The organism is Geojedonia litorea, from assembly GCF_042654525.1.
In the GTDB taxonomy this organism is placed as follows: Bacteria; Bacteroidota; Bacteroidia; order Flavobacteriales; family Flavobacteriaceae; genus Geojedonia; species Geojedonia litorea.
The window spans coordinates 243427-256993 of sequence record NZ_JBHSGP010000008.1; the positions used below are offsets into that span (position 1 = coordinate 243427).

The 13567-nt window shown below is 35.5% G+C and carries 13 protein-coding genes; 5 read left to right on the forward strand and 8 right to left on the reverse strand.

The window, feature by feature from the left end:
* Nucleotide 1 precedes the first annotated feature (1 nt).
* Both ACFO5O_RS05690 and ACFO5O_RS05695 read left to right on the forward strand, forming a co-directional pair.
* The gene (locus ACFO5O_RS05690; protein WP_387961760.1) at nucleotides 2-1267 is read left to right on the forward strand and encodes a serine hydrolase; all 1266 of its coding nucleotides are present in this window, start codon (nucleotides 2-4) and stop codon (nucleotides 1265-1267) included.
* Between the two features lies 1 nt (nucleotide 1268).
* Entirely contained in the window at nucleotides 1269-2207 is a 939-nt protein-coding gene (locus ACFO5O_RS05695; protein WP_387961761.1) for a TerC family protein, read from the forward strand.
* Here ACFO5O_RS05695 and ACFO5O_RS05700 read toward each other — a convergent pair.
* From ACFO5O_RS05700 to ACFO5O_RS05730, 7 genes are all read right to left on the reverse strand, one after another.
* The gene (locus ACFO5O_RS05700; RefSeq protein ID WP_387961763.1) at nucleotides 2204-5029 is read right to left on the reverse strand and encodes an NTP/NDP exchange transporter; all 2826 of its coding nucleotides are present in this window, start codon (nucleotides 5027-5029) and stop codon (nucleotides 2204-2206) included. The two genes, ACFO5O_RS05695 and ACFO5O_RS05700, sit on opposite strands and share 4 nt — an antisense overlap.
* A gap of 135 nt (nucleotides 5030-5164) precedes the next feature.
* Nucleotides 5165-6088 (reverse strand): serine hydrolase, encoded by a 924-nt coding sequence (locus ACFO5O_RS05705; RefSeq protein WP_387961765.1) that lies wholly within the window; start codon nucleotides 6086-6088, stop codon nucleotides 5165-5167.
* A gap of 162 nt (nucleotides 6089-6250) precedes the next feature.
* Entirely contained in the window at nucleotides 6251-6916 is a 666-nt protein-coding gene (locus ACFO5O_RS05710; RefSeq protein WP_387961767.1) for a 3'-5' exonuclease, read from the reverse strand.
* Nucleotides 6917-8836, reverse strand: coding sequence for a DUF294 nucleotidyltransferase-like domain-containing protein (locus ACFO5O_RS05715; protein ID WP_387961769.1), 1920 nt, complete (start codon nucleotides 8834-8836; stop codon nucleotides 6917-6919).
* Nucleotides 8833-9507 carry a PrsW family intramembrane metalloprotease gene (locus tag ACFO5O_RS05720; RefSeq protein WP_387961770.1) on the reverse strand — a complete coding sequence of 225 codons (675 nt, stop codon included), beginning with the start codon at nucleotides 9505-9507 and terminating at the stop codon, nucleotides 8833-8835. The genes ACFO5O_RS05715 and ACFO5O_RS05720 overlap by 4 nt, the downstream gene beginning before the upstream one ends.
* Nucleotides 9504-10061 (reverse strand): NUDIX hydrolase, encoded by a 558-nt coding sequence (locus ACFO5O_RS05725; RefSeq protein WP_387961771.1) that lies wholly within the window; start codon nucleotides 10059-10061, stop codon nucleotides 9504-9506. Before ACFO5O_RS05725 ends, ACFO5O_RS05720 begins: the two co-directional genes overlap by 4 nt.
* Nucleotides 10062-10092: 31 nt before the next feature.
* Nucleotides 10093-11181 (reverse strand): M42 family metallopeptidase, encoded by a 1089-nt coding sequence (locus ACFO5O_RS05730; protein WP_387961773.1) that lies wholly within the window; start codon nucleotides 11179-11181, stop codon nucleotides 10093-10095.
* Nucleotides 11182-11294: 113 nt separating this feature from the next.
* Between ACFO5O_RS05730 and ACFO5O_RS05735 the strand changes: the two genes are divergently transcribed.
* The 3 genes from ACFO5O_RS05735 to ACFO5O_RS05745 are packed head-to-tail and all read left to right on the forward strand — an operon-like array spanning nucleotide 11295 to nucleotide 13122.
* A complete protein-coding gene (locus ACFO5O_RS05735; protein WP_387961775.1) occupies nucleotides 11295-11975 on the forward strand; it encodes a DUF4294 domain-containing protein in 681 nt (226 codons plus the stop codon).
* Complete coding sequence (gene trhA, locus ACFO5O_RS05740) at nucleotides 11975-12601, forward strand: PAQR family membrane homeostasis protein TrhA (RefSeq protein WP_387961777.1); 627 nt, start codon at nucleotides 11975-11977, stop codon at nucleotides 12599-12601. The genes ACFO5O_RS05735 and trhA overlap by 1 nt, the downstream gene beginning before the upstream one ends.
* Nucleotides 12602-12627: 26 nt before the next feature.
* On the forward strand, nucleotides 12628-13122 hold the full coding sequence (locus ACFO5O_RS05745; protein ID WP_387961779.1) for a GNAT family N-acetyltransferase: 495 nt from the start codon (nucleotides 12628-12630) through the stop codon (nucleotides 13120-13122).
* Here ACFO5O_RS05745 and ACFO5O_RS05750 read toward each other — a convergent pair.
* Entirely contained in the window at nucleotides 13119-13547 is a 429-nt protein-coding gene (locus ACFO5O_RS05750; protein ID WP_387961781.1) for a DUF4268 domain-containing protein, read from the reverse strand. The two genes, ACFO5O_RS05745 and ACFO5O_RS05750, sit on opposite strands and share 4 nt — an antisense overlap.
* Nucleotides 13548-13567: the final 20 nt, after the last annotated feature.

A 13567-nucleotide genomic window follows, 5' to 3' on the forward strand; every position in this document is an offset into this window, starting at 1 on the left:
AATGAAAAGAGTCGTAGTTCTAACCGTAATAGTCCTAATAAGTTTAGCCTTTGTAGGCTTTAATTATTATTATCCTATTGATGGTTACGCCCACACCGGAATTAAGCGTTTAAAACGTTTGGAGCTTCTTAAAAGCGGTGAGTTAAAAGATCCAAATTTTAAAATCCCAAATGGGGCTTTAAAAAACTATATGGATATTGAATTGAGTCTATTGTCTCATAAAAATGATAGCTTACACTGTTTTTTTAAGGAGGATAAAGCATTTCAGCAACAAATTAATGGTCTCTTTAGAGGATTGGATAAAAGTTACTCCTTAGCAGTAATAGACATTTCCGATCTCAATAATATTCGCTATGCCCACCGCAATGAAACTTCAGGTTATCAACCTGGAAGTGTTGGAAAAATAGCGGTTTTGGTAGGGTTGTTTGATCAATTAGCAAAAATGTACCCCAATGATTTTGAAAAGCGTTTAGATTTACTTCGCAGCAAGTCGGTTAAGGCTGGTGTTTGGGGACTAACAGATGAGCATACTGTTCCTATTTTTAATATTGAAACAAACAAATTGGTAAAACGTCAGGTTATTGCAAGTGATGTATTTACCTTGTTTGAATGGGCCGATCATATGTTATCGGTAAGTAATAATGGTGCCGCAAGCATTTTATGGCGCGAAGTGTTGCTAATGAAAGCCTTTGGAGATCAATATCCGGCTTTAACTCAAGAAGAAGCTGATACTTATTTTAAAACTACTGAACGTAAAGTGCTTACCGATATTGGTAATGATGTGGTAAATCTACCACTGCGTGATTTAGGTATAACATCAGATGAATGGCGATTAGGAAGTTTCTTTACCAGAGGTGCCAATACCTATGTAGGTGACAAGGGCGGCAGTATAGGCACACCTATTGGTCTAATGAAATTTTTAGTGCAATTAGAACAAGGTAATGTCATTGACGAAAAATCATCATTAGAAATGAAGCGTTTGATGTATATGACCGATAGACGAATACGGTATGCCCAAGCTCCGGCTTTAAAAGAAGCGGCCGTATATTTTAAATCAGGTAGTTTATATAAATGTGACCGAAGTAAAGGCGAAGCCTGCGGTAAATATATGGGTAATGTGCAAAACTTTATGAATTCGGTCGCCATTGTGGAGCACCCAGACCGATGCAAATATATGGTGGTATTAATGACCAATGTCCTACGTAAAAACTCGGCTACTGATCATATGAATCTTGCCACAAGTATAGACAAGATCATAAGACAATAATATGGGAGTTTGGATTATTTTTATTGCAGCTGTTCTGCTGTTTTTAGCATTCGATTTAGGTGTATTTAACAAAACTCCTCATGTCATCTCTACCAAAGAGGCCACGTTTTGGACCCTCATTTGGGTGAGTGTGGGTTTGAGTTTTTCCTTTGTTATTTTTCTATTATTTAAGTACGAGTATGTAAACAATCCCACAAATTTACTTCCGGGAAAAGCCATGCTTAAATATGTCACAGGGTATTTGATTGAACTGTCCTTAAGCATTGACAATATTTTTGTCATTGCAGTGATTTTCAACACATTTAAAATTCCTCAAAAATTTCAGCATCGCGTATTGTTTTGGGGCATATTAGGAGCCATTGTTTTTAGAGCCCTAATGATATTTTTTGGTGTCACCTTAATTAACCAATTTGAATGGATTACCTATGTGTTTGGCGCCTTTTTAATCTATACTGCACTGAAATTGTTGTTATCTAAAGATGATGATGAATTTGATCCTAATAAATCATTTATCTATCGCAGTTTGAGAAAAGTCATGCCCATTACGCCTAAAGTAGAAAATGAAAAGTTTTTTATACGTAAGAAACATTTATTAGTGGCTACGCCTTTGCTCATTGTGCTTATTATGATTGAGTTTACTGATATACTCTTTGCTTTGGATAGTATACCAGCCATATTAGCCATTACCAGAGACCCGTTTATCGTATTCAGTTCAAATATTTTAGCCATTTTGGGACTACGCTCAATGTATTTCTTTTTAAGTAACATGACCCAAAAATTTCAATATATCAAATACAGTTTAGTGGCGATTTTGAGTTTTGTTGGCGTGAAATTAATTCTCACGGAGCATTATGAATTCCCTGAATGGTTATCGCTAGGCTTTATTTTTGTGGCTTTGGCCGTAGGTATTTTGGCTTCCTTAAGAAAAAAGCAACGCTAGGAATTTAAGATGGATTGCGCTCTTGCTATTAATTTCGCATTGGTTTCTTGTTGCAGGAGCAGTTTTAATATTGGATTGAATTTTGAATCGTTAGATTTTTCAATAAGGTAAAGTACCGTCAGTTTAAGTTTAATGTCTTTTCGTTTTAAAAGTTCGGTATAACATTCCGTTTCACTTAATACCTTTAAGTTTAGAGTTTTTATTTTCTCCTCTGAAATGGTTTCAACAAGAATGGATTCAGCAACTGGAATGAGCTCTTTTTTCAGTTGACTGTCCAAAATATTATCCAAAAATTCAATGGCATGTATGCGTTGTTCTTCTTTTCCTTTTAAAATGGTAGGTAATATAGGATCTACATCGGTTGGAGGATATTTAATGCCTAAAAACCTAAAAATACGTTCTAATTGCCGATCAAGACGAGATTCTAAAAGTTGAATTAATCGTTTACGAGCTTCATTTTCTTCTTGGCTCTCCGGGTTCAGTGCCTTCTTTTTATACTGAATCACAATTTGGGAATGTATAACCGATAAGGTATTTTGATACAGGTGACATTCATCTAAAATTTTGTCCACAATAAAGCGGTCTTTTATACGCAGATGACTATGGTTCCATTTTAAACGCTTTAAGGCTTCAATGGCTTCAACTTTAATCACATGTTCTGTATCACCCGTAAGTTTGATTAATGTGGCTATCGCTTTTTGTGAAGCAAACTTTTCAATTATTTGAATGACAAACACAGCATCTTCTAATTCAATAGCATCATTCTTTATCTTTTTGTAAAGCACGTCCATAATAGGTTCGCCGTAGAAGGTTAAAGCCTCCACAGCGGATTTTCTTGCCTCTTTTAGGGATAAGTGTCCTACGATCTTATTTATAAATTGATGTTCTAAAGTTTTGGAGGCACTTAATATGGCGACATTTAGAACGTCCATATTTTCAGAATTCAAATGGGTTTTAATAATCTTATAATGAGATGCTAACCTTGCATTACCGATGGCTTCTAATACTGCATTAATTTTATTAGTCTTATCAGTAACATCCTTTAGATGATCATATTGCTTCAGCGCACGCTCGATTTTAGTTACTAAATTGAATCGGTTTTGAAGTTGAATATTATTGCGAAGCTCTATGGAGAGCCCAATTAATGCGGCGTTTGCAATGGTGTGATCATTGCTAAATAAATAGGTGTCAAAAAGCTCCACATTGTTTTTTTTGTGGTGCTTTAATAAATATCTGAAGGCCGAAGTAGTGACTCGCTGGTTTTGATCGTGGATCAAACGGGTCATGGCAGTGCTTAAGTTTTCGGTTCGCAAATAATAGAGGTTTTCAATCGCTAAAGCCTTGACTTCAGATGACGGATGCTCCAAAAGCTGTTGGATACCATAAAAGAAACGCTCATCTTTCACCTCAAGTGTTTTTTGGAGCATGTGTAAAATCTGCTTTTCATTACCATCTTTAAACACATTAAGCACAGTATCAATAATAGAAGTGACTTTAATCTCCTTTTTACTCGTTTTCTCTTTTTTGGCAATTGGCTCTTCCAACAAACTTTTAAAGGCGATTACGTATTCCTTTCGAAGATTGTAAATTATATATAGCCATAAGGAAATCAGAACAATAATGATTAAACTGATATAGGTAGATGAAATATCAAGTGCGTTGATAAAAAAGATAAGTATAAACCCTGCTAGACCCGTTGCAATACTATCTACAACAACATCGGTAAAGGTTTTGGTTTTCTTTTTGATTTCAATAGGAATAGGAATCGAGAGCAATTCGGTAGCAGCTTTATTCACTGACTGTTTTAAGCTTCCATCTACAATTTTTATGAATACCACAACCCATAACTGCGGGACTATCAACAACAAAATAGAACCAATCAAAATACCTGTTGGTAACCATAAAAGGGATTTGCCAACCCCAAAGGTTCCAACAATACGTTTAGTTAAAAACAGTTGAATAATTAAAGAAATGACACTTAAAGTTGAAAACCAAAAACCAAAAAAGGAGGTGAGTTCATCAGGATCATTTATCAGTTTTGAAGCATAGTCGCTATACTGGTAATCCACTAACTTGGCAATTAATACGCTAATTCCAACTACAAGCGCGATAAGGCTCAAAAGCCTAGATTGTTTAATCAGTTTAAACGGTGAATCTCCCTTTGGAGCACTGCGCATAGATACCTGAAAGGTGTTGAGTTTAGCAATTTCAGTTTTCCAGATGCGACGAGTGATCGGTATACAAATAGAAAGGAAAAGAGCGGCAACAAATAATAAGTTTTCGGTACTTAATAGTTTGGTAAGGATTGAAGTTAAATAGCCTCCAAAAATGCCTCCGGCAATAGCTCCGGCACCTATAAAACCAAAAACGCGTTTGGCCTCACGAACGTTATAAACCAAATTGGCAAGTATCCAGAATTGTGATGCTGCCAATAAGCCAAAAATAGCTACCCAAATGTAGGGGACAAAAAGTAAAACCCCTTTGTTAAAGTTGAAATTGAAAGCGATACCAAATATTATAAGAGAGATTACCGAGCCAATAAGCGTACGATCTATAATTACATTTAAGGGGTATTTTTCTAATGCCTTATCATAAAAGAAAGACCCAATTACGGCCATTATCGCTGTGAGTACATAGCCTAGTGGTAATGCACTAGAAGTTAATTCAGAAAGAAATAAGGAGCTTATAGTAGGTTTTACAATCAGTAATACACTAATTATAGTGAAAATATTAAGTTGGAGTAAACAAGTTTTGTAAAGCTCGTCTTCCTTGAGGTCAAAAGCCTTTAATATGTATTGTTTTAACGTATCGATGATGGACATGGAGTACCTTACAATTGTTTTTTCAGAAGTTTAAAATCTGAATTTAAAGCTAATATATGTACAAGTCAGCAAATGCCCAAAACAATTGTGACTAGGCTTACCATTGCCACTAAAAAATTAAAATTATCTAGTATTCTAATTGAACACCAAACTAATTAGTTCTTTTTTTTTTATGAGTTTTTCTGCGGTTTTGGCTAGATCTCTAATAATTTGTTCACCGTTTGGATCGTCAATAAGGGCAACTAATATATAACGACGGTCAGGATCATCTCCCCAAACTAAAATAGAATCGGAGTGATAAGTGCGCCATGACCCCGATTTTCTGAATAATGAAGCATTTGGAGCAATCTTTTCGATGGTATTTACAAATTTATGATGAAGATCAGGATTGCCCATAATATCTAACATTTGTTTGGAGCGTTCCCAACTTACCAATCTACCATGTGCTAATAGATAGTAATAACGGCATACCTGATTAACAGTAGCAGCATGGCTTAAATTTTTAATAGGTTCGCGATTAGTATCACCACCGCCACCATAACGTTTACCTACCCATAGGCCACCACCTTGTTCTTGATCATAAAACATGTATTTTGGGTCGGTCATCACAGCTTCAATCTTCGCGTATCCTAATCGGTCAATCATACGGGTAGAAGCAGGATTGTCAGATTTACTAATCATAAGTCGCATGTCTCTTTTGACCTCTATGGTTTCCCTTAACTCTTTATTTTCTATGGCATCCATAGCCGAGAGTAGAATGGCTATTTTTGGGAGACTAGCGGCATACATCATATGGTCGCCATTCACACTGGCATAAGTAACCTCTTCAGGGTTACTTAAATCGACAATGCCAACGGCCATTTTCTTATTGCTAATCAATTTTGCCCAACTCGCATTTTTTTTTAATTCGCTCTCCAAACTTCTTTGGAAACTTCGTTCTCTCAAGCTCGCTAAAGGTTTAATGTCTGCATCGTCTGCAAGAATAGGAAGTCCGTCTTGACCGAATGTTGAGAACTGTATTCCCAATATAAGTATAGCAACTAAAAAGTGTTTATTCATGTGATACTTAAGCGTTGTAAAATTTTTCAAAGGTATTTAAATTACTCATTACTAAAGTGTTAAATTTTATATTTCCTGCATTTTAATAATTGGCAATAATTACGGCATATAAATGTCTCTTGGATGTTTGGATATGTTAAAATTAACACAAAATTTCAAACTTTATAATCTAAAAAGATGTTTGAGTTGAAGTTCTTTTTTACGTTGTAATAAGGTGGTGGTTTTTAAAAAAATAAGTGCCGTGATTAAGGCATCACCAGCGGCCGTATGCCGATCAGAAATGTCAATAGCATAATGTTCGGCAATATCGTCTAAACTACAACGATCTTGTTGAATCAAATTTGATTTGATACGGGTGGCACGGTATAGGTTTACGGTGTCTAATACACGGTTTTTCAAAGGAGGGAGGTTATGCCTTTTCAACATTTTATTGAGCATAGTCACATCAAAATTAGCATGATGTGCTACTATAATGCTATTGCCAATATATTGTAATAACTTTGGTATAGTCTCTTCTTCAGTAAAAGTGTCAACACGTTCATGTTGAATCAAACCGTGGATTTCTACAGTGTTTTCATTAAAATGGTCTTGTTGCAGATAGATTTCAAAAGCATTAGCAACATTGATTTCATAATTTGTAATATCAACGGCACCAATTGAGAGAATACGATCCCTTTCATAATCAAAACCTGTGGTCTCTGTGTCTAATACCACAAAACGCGTGTTTGATAGTTCTTGAGTAGTTTTTCTTTTGAATAATGCTTCATAGTTTAACCAATACTGTGGGTAGTTGTTAGAACGGGATTTTATGTTGAAGAACTTTTTCAACTATAATAAGGTACCAAGATTAAACTTTATTTTAATAAGCTCCTGAAGGGTGGCGATGGTCTTGAAACACCTTTTTAATTTCATCTTTTCTTCTTTGGTGAGTATGGCCAATTTAATAAATCGTCCATTATCCTTATTAAGGAGACCATGCTTGGTTCTAAATTTTAAAAGGGCTTTAAATGCGTACGAACACGATAAATATAAGTCTTTATCTTCAGGAAAAAGTTCTGCTAGTTTTTCAAAACGTTCAGCAGTATTGTTGATATTCTTAATTTGATAATTTAAAATTAATACACGTCCAGCATCAATAAGGGGCAACAAGGCTCGTTTTTTAAGATCAAATAGGTCCTTGTATTCCCCATCACTTTCTACTAAAAACTGTCTAAAGAACCCAAGGGGAGAAGCACTACGTAAAGCACTGGCAGCCAATTTTGAAATAAATAAATTGTTGTTCTTGACAAGTTTTAAAGTATGCTCTGATAAGGCATTAGTTAAAGCGGCATCACCATAACTAATATCAAAATCGAAAAAAATAGAACTCAATAAAATTTCGTCATTTCCTGTATTTGAAGTCCAACTTGTAAATTGTTGTTTCCATTCGTCAAGACTTAAGCAATAACTTGGGTTTTTAGCCATGATGTCGGCATCACAAAATTCAAAACCTATTGCGCTTAGACGTTTGTTTATTTTTTTTGAAAGTTGCAAAAAATAGGCTCTTGTAACTTCAATAGTTTGGGTGTCAACAGTTTCAAAAACTATAGCATTATCTTGGTCAGTATGTAGTAATTGTTCTTTTCGTCCTTGACTGCCCATAGACATCCAAGCAAATTTTACAGGTGGAGGCGTTTCCATTTTATCAATACAACGCTCTATAATTCGTTTAATAGTGGCATCATTAAGCTCAAAAATAATTTTGCTGGTATGGGTGAGCGGTATGTTTTGAGAAATATAACCATCTAATAGAATCATGATTTTACCTCGTATGCGCTTTAGTTCTTTGGTGCTTTTAGCACGTTTAATGGCTTTCATTAATACGGCGGGATTACTACCTTTCATCACTACCATATCATGATTGGCCACCAATCCAATAATTTTTGTATTGGGAGTTCCATCTTCGGTTATGCATATATGCCCAACACGATGCTTCATCATAGTGATTTGGACTTGGGCAATAGTAATATTTTTAGGATAACATAATACAGGTGCGCTCATAATACTCGATACGCGATCATCTATAGTATGCATGCCTGTGGCCACTTTTGTGCGTAAATCTTTATCAGTAATAATACCTGCTGGCATACCATTATTTTCAACTACTATTGAGCTAATATTCTTTTCGCTCATAAGTGTTGCTGCTCGTTTTATTTTGGCCGAAGGTTTTACGGTAACTACTTTTTTGATATACTTAACGGGCTGAAGTTCGAAGAGATAATCATCTTCAGCACTCACTATTTCAGAATTGGAATAAAACTGTTTGTGATGCTCTTTAGAAAAGGGATTTTCGGTGTTGGATGCAAAACTTTCTATAAGGTAATTTCCAATTTGTGTATTGGCGATTGCCATTGGCCTGAATAAGGATATGGAGATGGCATAAAGAATCGTCTCTTCTTCTGTTCGTGCCGTATTGGTATAGGTTTCCTTGGCAAATAATGGACGAAGTCCAAACACATCACCTTCATCAAATCTGTCAATCACCGCAGTGGAGGTGTCAATTTTCTTAATTAAAGAAATGGCTCCTTTGTTAATAATATAAAAGTGATTATGAAGGGCTTCACCTTGATTGTAAATTGTTTTTCCCTTTTCGAGATATTTAATTTTAACTTCTTTTGAAATGTCTAAAAGGGCAGAAGCAGACAGCAAATCAAACGGAGGAAACTGTTTTAAAAAGTCGGCAACGCGTTTGGCTATGGTATTGTTCATGGTTTAAAGGTTGAAATTTCCTGATGCTTTTTAATTGCTTTTCTAGAAAAGAATAGTCCAACACCTAAAGAGATAAAGGCACCAATCCATACACCTGGTATAAAATCAATAAATAAGAAAAAGTCATAGGCGCCATGGAAAAAAACAGCCAATCCTAAACCGGTGAAATTCATTAAAGTTCTATTCTTTGCAAATTTGGCTTTGCCCATATAATAACCCATTAGTATAGCAAAGGTAGCATGCGCGGGTACGGCAGTGAATGCTCTTAATACAGCGACCTCATAGCCACCAACAATCACATAAAATATGTTTTCGGTGGCAGCAAACCCCATAGAAACCATAACGGCATAAATAATACCATCAAAAGGCTCATTAAATGCCCGTCTAGGTTGAGATACGTACCGTACAATGACATATTTACTAAACTCTTCGGAAAGGGCAACCACAAAAAATGCCTTGACAAACTGTTGCCAGATACTGTGATCATTTTTTAGTGGTAGTAATATATCAAAACCTAAATAGAGTATGGTAGTTATGATAATACTTACAATGGCACCAAACACAAAGCTCATTAACAATAATCGTTTGGGTTCCTTCTCGTATTTATCCTTAATGTAGATGTAAATAATAACAATTAGTACAGGTGCTATTGCGGCTAAAAGTAAATTCATTTAGAGTGTAATGTGTTTGTTATGGCTTGTAAAACAGCTTTGTAATACTTGGCATTGGTAGCTACAAAATGATTATTAGATCTGCTGTTTTTCAATAATTGCTTAAAGTCTTCAATAGAAACTAGTTTTAAGTCTTCCACTTCATCGTATTGAGGTGTAAGGGCGCTTAATTCTACTTTGAGCTCACAGATGAAGGTATGATGAAATTCATTGTCCTTAATACCATTGGGATAGGATTGAAAACACTCAAATACGCCAATTTTTTGTAATTCATCTTCTTGAACGGTCAATCCTATTTCTTCTTTAACTTCGCGCACAGCTCCAGAACTTAAGGTCTCACCAGCATCAATATGCCCTGCAACAGACACATCCCACAGCAATGGACAAATAATCTTTGAAGCTGCTCGTTGTTGTAGTAAAATCTTGCCATTGGCCGTATAAAACCAAATGTGCGCCGTATTATGGTAATGTCCTTGACTATGGATTTCAGACTTTGGAGCCGACTTACCTGTTGGGTCACCAGTTCGTGTAACAATATCTATATACTCTTCCATAATAGAAAAAGCCTCATTATGAGGCTTCTTTTTATTTAAAATAACTGAATGTTTCGCCGTTTTTAATAGTTAATAAGGTCTCATAAATCAATCGAATAACATTTTCCACATCATCTTTATGTACCATTTCAACTGTGGTATGCATATAACGCAGTGGCAGTGATATTAACGCCGAGGCTACACCGCCATTACTATAGGCAAAAGCATCTGTATCAGTGCCTGTAGCTTTTGATAAGGCCGACCTTTGAAATGGAATCTTATGTTTTTCGGCAGTATCGGTAATGAGATCACGCAGTTTTTGTTGAACCGCTGGCGCATAGGCCACTACTGGTCCTTTACCCAATTCTAAATGACCTTCTTTTTTCTTATCGATCATAGGTGTAGTGGTATCATGCGTCACATCGGTAACGATAGCAACATTTGGTTTGATGGTTTGGGTAATCATTTCGGCACCACGTAAGCCAATTTCTTCTTGCACCGAGTTGGTAATATATAGGCCAAAAGGCAGCGACTTTTTGTTTTCATGTAATAATCGTGCTACTTCGGCAATCATAAAGCCACCCATACGGTTGTCTAGAGCTCTGCACACAAATTTATCCTTATTTAATACATGAAATTCATCTGGATAGGTAATCACGCAACCTACATGTACCCCTAATTTCTCAACATCCTCTTTTTTTGAACATCCCACATCAATAAAGATGTTTTCTAATTTAGGAGGCTCTTCTTTCGATTTATCTCTAACATGAATTGCTGGCCAACCAAATACACCTTTTACAATGCCTTTTTTGGTGTGAATGTTCACAATTTTACTTGGTGCTATTTGATGATCGCTTCCGCCATTTCTAATGACATAAATCAATCCATTGTCAGATATATAATTAACGTACCATGAAATTTCATCGGCATGCCCTTCAATAACCACTTTATATTTTGCTTTGGGATTGATGACCCCAACCGCAGTACCATAGGTGTCAGTAATAAACTCATCCACATAAGGTTTTAGATAATCCATCCATATGTTTTGCCCATCCCATTCATAACCCGTTGGTGCGGCATTATTTAAATAACTAGTTAAAAAGTCCATAGACTTTTTGTTGAGTACCTTCTTTTTCGCCATTGATAAAAATTTTGCTCTAAAATAATAATATTAATACGAATTTAAGGTTTAAGCATATGTAAATTATTAATTTTACCGAGCAAATTGGAACGGTTTTAGTTCCTTGTGTTATTATGAAGATTTTAAGCTACATATTCCTTCTTTGTCCCTTGTTAAGTTTCGCCCAACGCGAACCTGTTCAGCAAGATACCACAGACGTTGAATATTATTACATTGAAGGTGATTCCATAGCGAAAACCATCATTGATCTCGATGAGGTCATTATACTCAACAAACTCGATTTTAAAAGTAGGGAAGAACGTATTCGCTACTTGATTTTAAAACGAAAAACTATAAAAGTATATCCGTATGCCAAATTGGCTGCCGAGCGCCTAATTGCCTTAAATGAACGCTTGGAAACTTTAAAACGTAAAAGTGATAAACGACGCTATGCTAAAATAATCCAACGCTATATAGAAGATGAATTTTCAGCAGAGCTTAAAAAATTGACGCGAACTGAAGGACAAATTTTGATTAAACTTATTCATCGGCAAACAGGAAAAACGACTTTTGATCTTATTAAGGAGTTAAGAAGTGGTTGGCGTGCCTTTTGGTTTCAAAATACAGCGCGATTGTTCGATATTTCCTTAAAAGTAGAATTCGATCCAGTTAATGTTAAGGAAGATTTTTTAATAGAAGACATTTTAGAGCGCGCCTTTCAAAATAGACAATTGGTACGACAGCAACCTGCAATTGATTTCGATTTTTATGACTTGACCGATAAGTGGTTAGGCGCAACTACCAAAAACAAGTAATGCGATATCAATCTCCAGTAGAAGAACGTTGGAATGCCTGGAGCCACGGATTGGGCACACTTCTTGGGATTATAGGCCTGTTTATCCTTCTTCAGAGATGTAATTCAGAATCTGAAATTGATGTATTTAGTGTTAGTATTTATGGACTATCTATTATTATTTTATTCCTGGCCTCAACACTTTACCATTCCATTACTAATGAAAGTCGAAAGCATTATTTTAGGATTGTAGATCACATCAGTATTTATTTGCTAATTGCTGGTACATATACGCCTGTGCTACTTATTATGTTACCCGAAAGTAAAGGGTGGCTTTTATTTTGGTTGGTTTGGGGCATTGCACTTTTTGGAGTAGTTCTAAAATTGTTCTTTACCGGAAGGTTTGAAATATTCTCAACCTTATTATACTTGGTCATGGGTTGGCTCATTGTGTTTGATTATACGTTCTTATCAAAGCTTATGGACCCTACTGGTTTACAACTTTTGTTTGCCGGTGGTGCATTTTATACTTTAGGTATTATATTCTATGTTTTTGAAAAGATCCCATTTAATCATGTTATCTGGCATATCTTCGTGCTTGGTGGGGCCATTTGTCATTATTTAATGATTTTATTTTTTGTGATTTAGGGAAAACACTAACTTTAATCCTAATTATGACCAGTATTATTCGCGCAACAACACCTGAAGCCTTTCAACAAATAGCTCAAATGGCCAATATCATTTGGCGTGAGCATTATACTTCCATTATTGGGAACGCTCAAGTAGATTATATGCTGGGAAAATTTCAATCGGTTGATGCTATTGCAGAGCAGGTTGAAAGCGGTTACGAATATTATACCATTGATTTTAACGATGAACCTGTTGGCTACTTATCCATTAAGCAAGATGAAGACGTTTTGTTTTTAAGTAAAATTTATATCCTTAAGCCATTTAGAGGAAAGAAAATAGGGCAAAAGGCCATGCAATTTATCGAATCAAGAGCAAGAGAACTTGAATGTACACAATTGCAACTTACCGTGAATAAAAACAATACCAACTCTATTTTAGCTTATGAGCGACTAGGTTTTGAGAAAGTTGAGACTATGGTAATTGATATAGGTAGTGGCTTTGTAATGGACGATTTTAGAATGGAGAAGAATCTTTCCTAATCTTTTAAAATTGCTTCGTATTCGTTGAAGAAATCTTCAAAGAGACTCATCGTTGTATTAAAGAATACCATCACCTGTTGCCAAGTATTTTTGTTGTGGATAGATACTTTTTCTTCTAATGGCACATAGATTCTGGAGATTTCCTTCCCGTTTTCAAGGATGTAGATGTCTTCAAAAATCGCTTCAGGTAAATAATCGTCTTTTAAAATAGATTTTAAAGCACCAAGTTTTTCCCAACAATTGATGCGGTTTTCCAGATCGTCTTCCAAATCTAGCGCCACTAATGCAGTCTTGGTATCAAAATGAAATTTAAAACTAAAACCTTTTATTTTTGTGTTGTACAAAATCCACTTTCTAGGGAAGGATTTTCCAAAGCTTATCCAAAACTCTTCGCGTAAACGTCTTGATTCTTCTTTAGAAAACATGTATTAAGTACTTTTAAAAC

What these genes read in the sequence shown, in the direction of transcription:
- ACFO5O_RS05705 (WP_387961765.1), bottom strand. Translation starts at nt 6,088, where the DNA reads ATGAATAAACACTTTTTAGTTGCTATACTTATATTGGGAATACAGTTC.
- ACFO5O_RS05720 (WP_387961770.1), bottom strand. Translation starts at nt 9,507, where the DNA reads ATGAATTTACTTTTAGCCGCAATAGCACCTGTACTAATTGTTATTATT.
- ACFO5O_RS05745 (WP_387961779.1), top strand. Translation starts at nt 12,628, where the DNA reads ATGACCAGTATTATTCGCGCAACAACACCTGAAGCCTTTCAACAAATA.
- ACFO5O_RS05750 (WP_387961781.1), bottom strand. Translation starts at nt 13,547, where the DNA reads ATGTTTTCTAAAGAAGAATCAAGACGTTTACGCGAAGAGTTTTGGATA.
- trhA (WP_387961777.1), top strand. Translation starts at nt 11,975, where the DNA reads ATGCGATATCAATCTCCAGTAGAAGAACGTTGGAATGCCTGGAGCCAC.
- ACFO5O_RS05715 (WP_387961769.1), bottom strand. Translation starts at nt 8,836, where the DNA reads ATGAACAATACCATAGCCAAACGCGTTGCCGACTTTTTAAAACAGTTT.
- ACFO5O_RS05725 (WP_387961771.1), bottom strand. Translation starts at nt 10,061, where the DNA reads ATGGAAGAGTATATAGATATTGTTACACGAACTGGTGACCCAACAGGT.
- ACFO5O_RS05730 (WP_387961773.1), bottom strand. Translation starts at nt 11,181, where the DNA reads ATGGCGAAAAAGAAGGTACTCAACAAAAAGTCTATGGACTTTTTAACT.
- ACFO5O_RS05700 (WP_387961763.1), bottom strand. Translation starts at nt 5,029, where the DNA reads ATGTCCATCATCGATACGTTAAAACAATACATATTAAAGGCTTTTGAC.
- ACFO5O_RS05695 (WP_387961761.1), top strand. Translation starts at nt 1,269, where the DNA reads ATGGGAGTTTGGATTATTTTTATTGCAGCTGTTCTGCTGTTTTTAGCA.
- ACFO5O_RS05690 (WP_387961760.1), top strand. Translation starts at nt 2, where the DNA reads ATGAAAAGAGTCGTAGTTCTAACCGTAATAGTCCTAATAAGTTTAGCC.
- ACFO5O_RS05735 (WP_387961775.1), top strand. Translation starts at nt 11,295, where the DNA reads ATGAAGATTTTAAGCTACATATTCCTTCTTTGTCCCTTGTTAAGTTTC.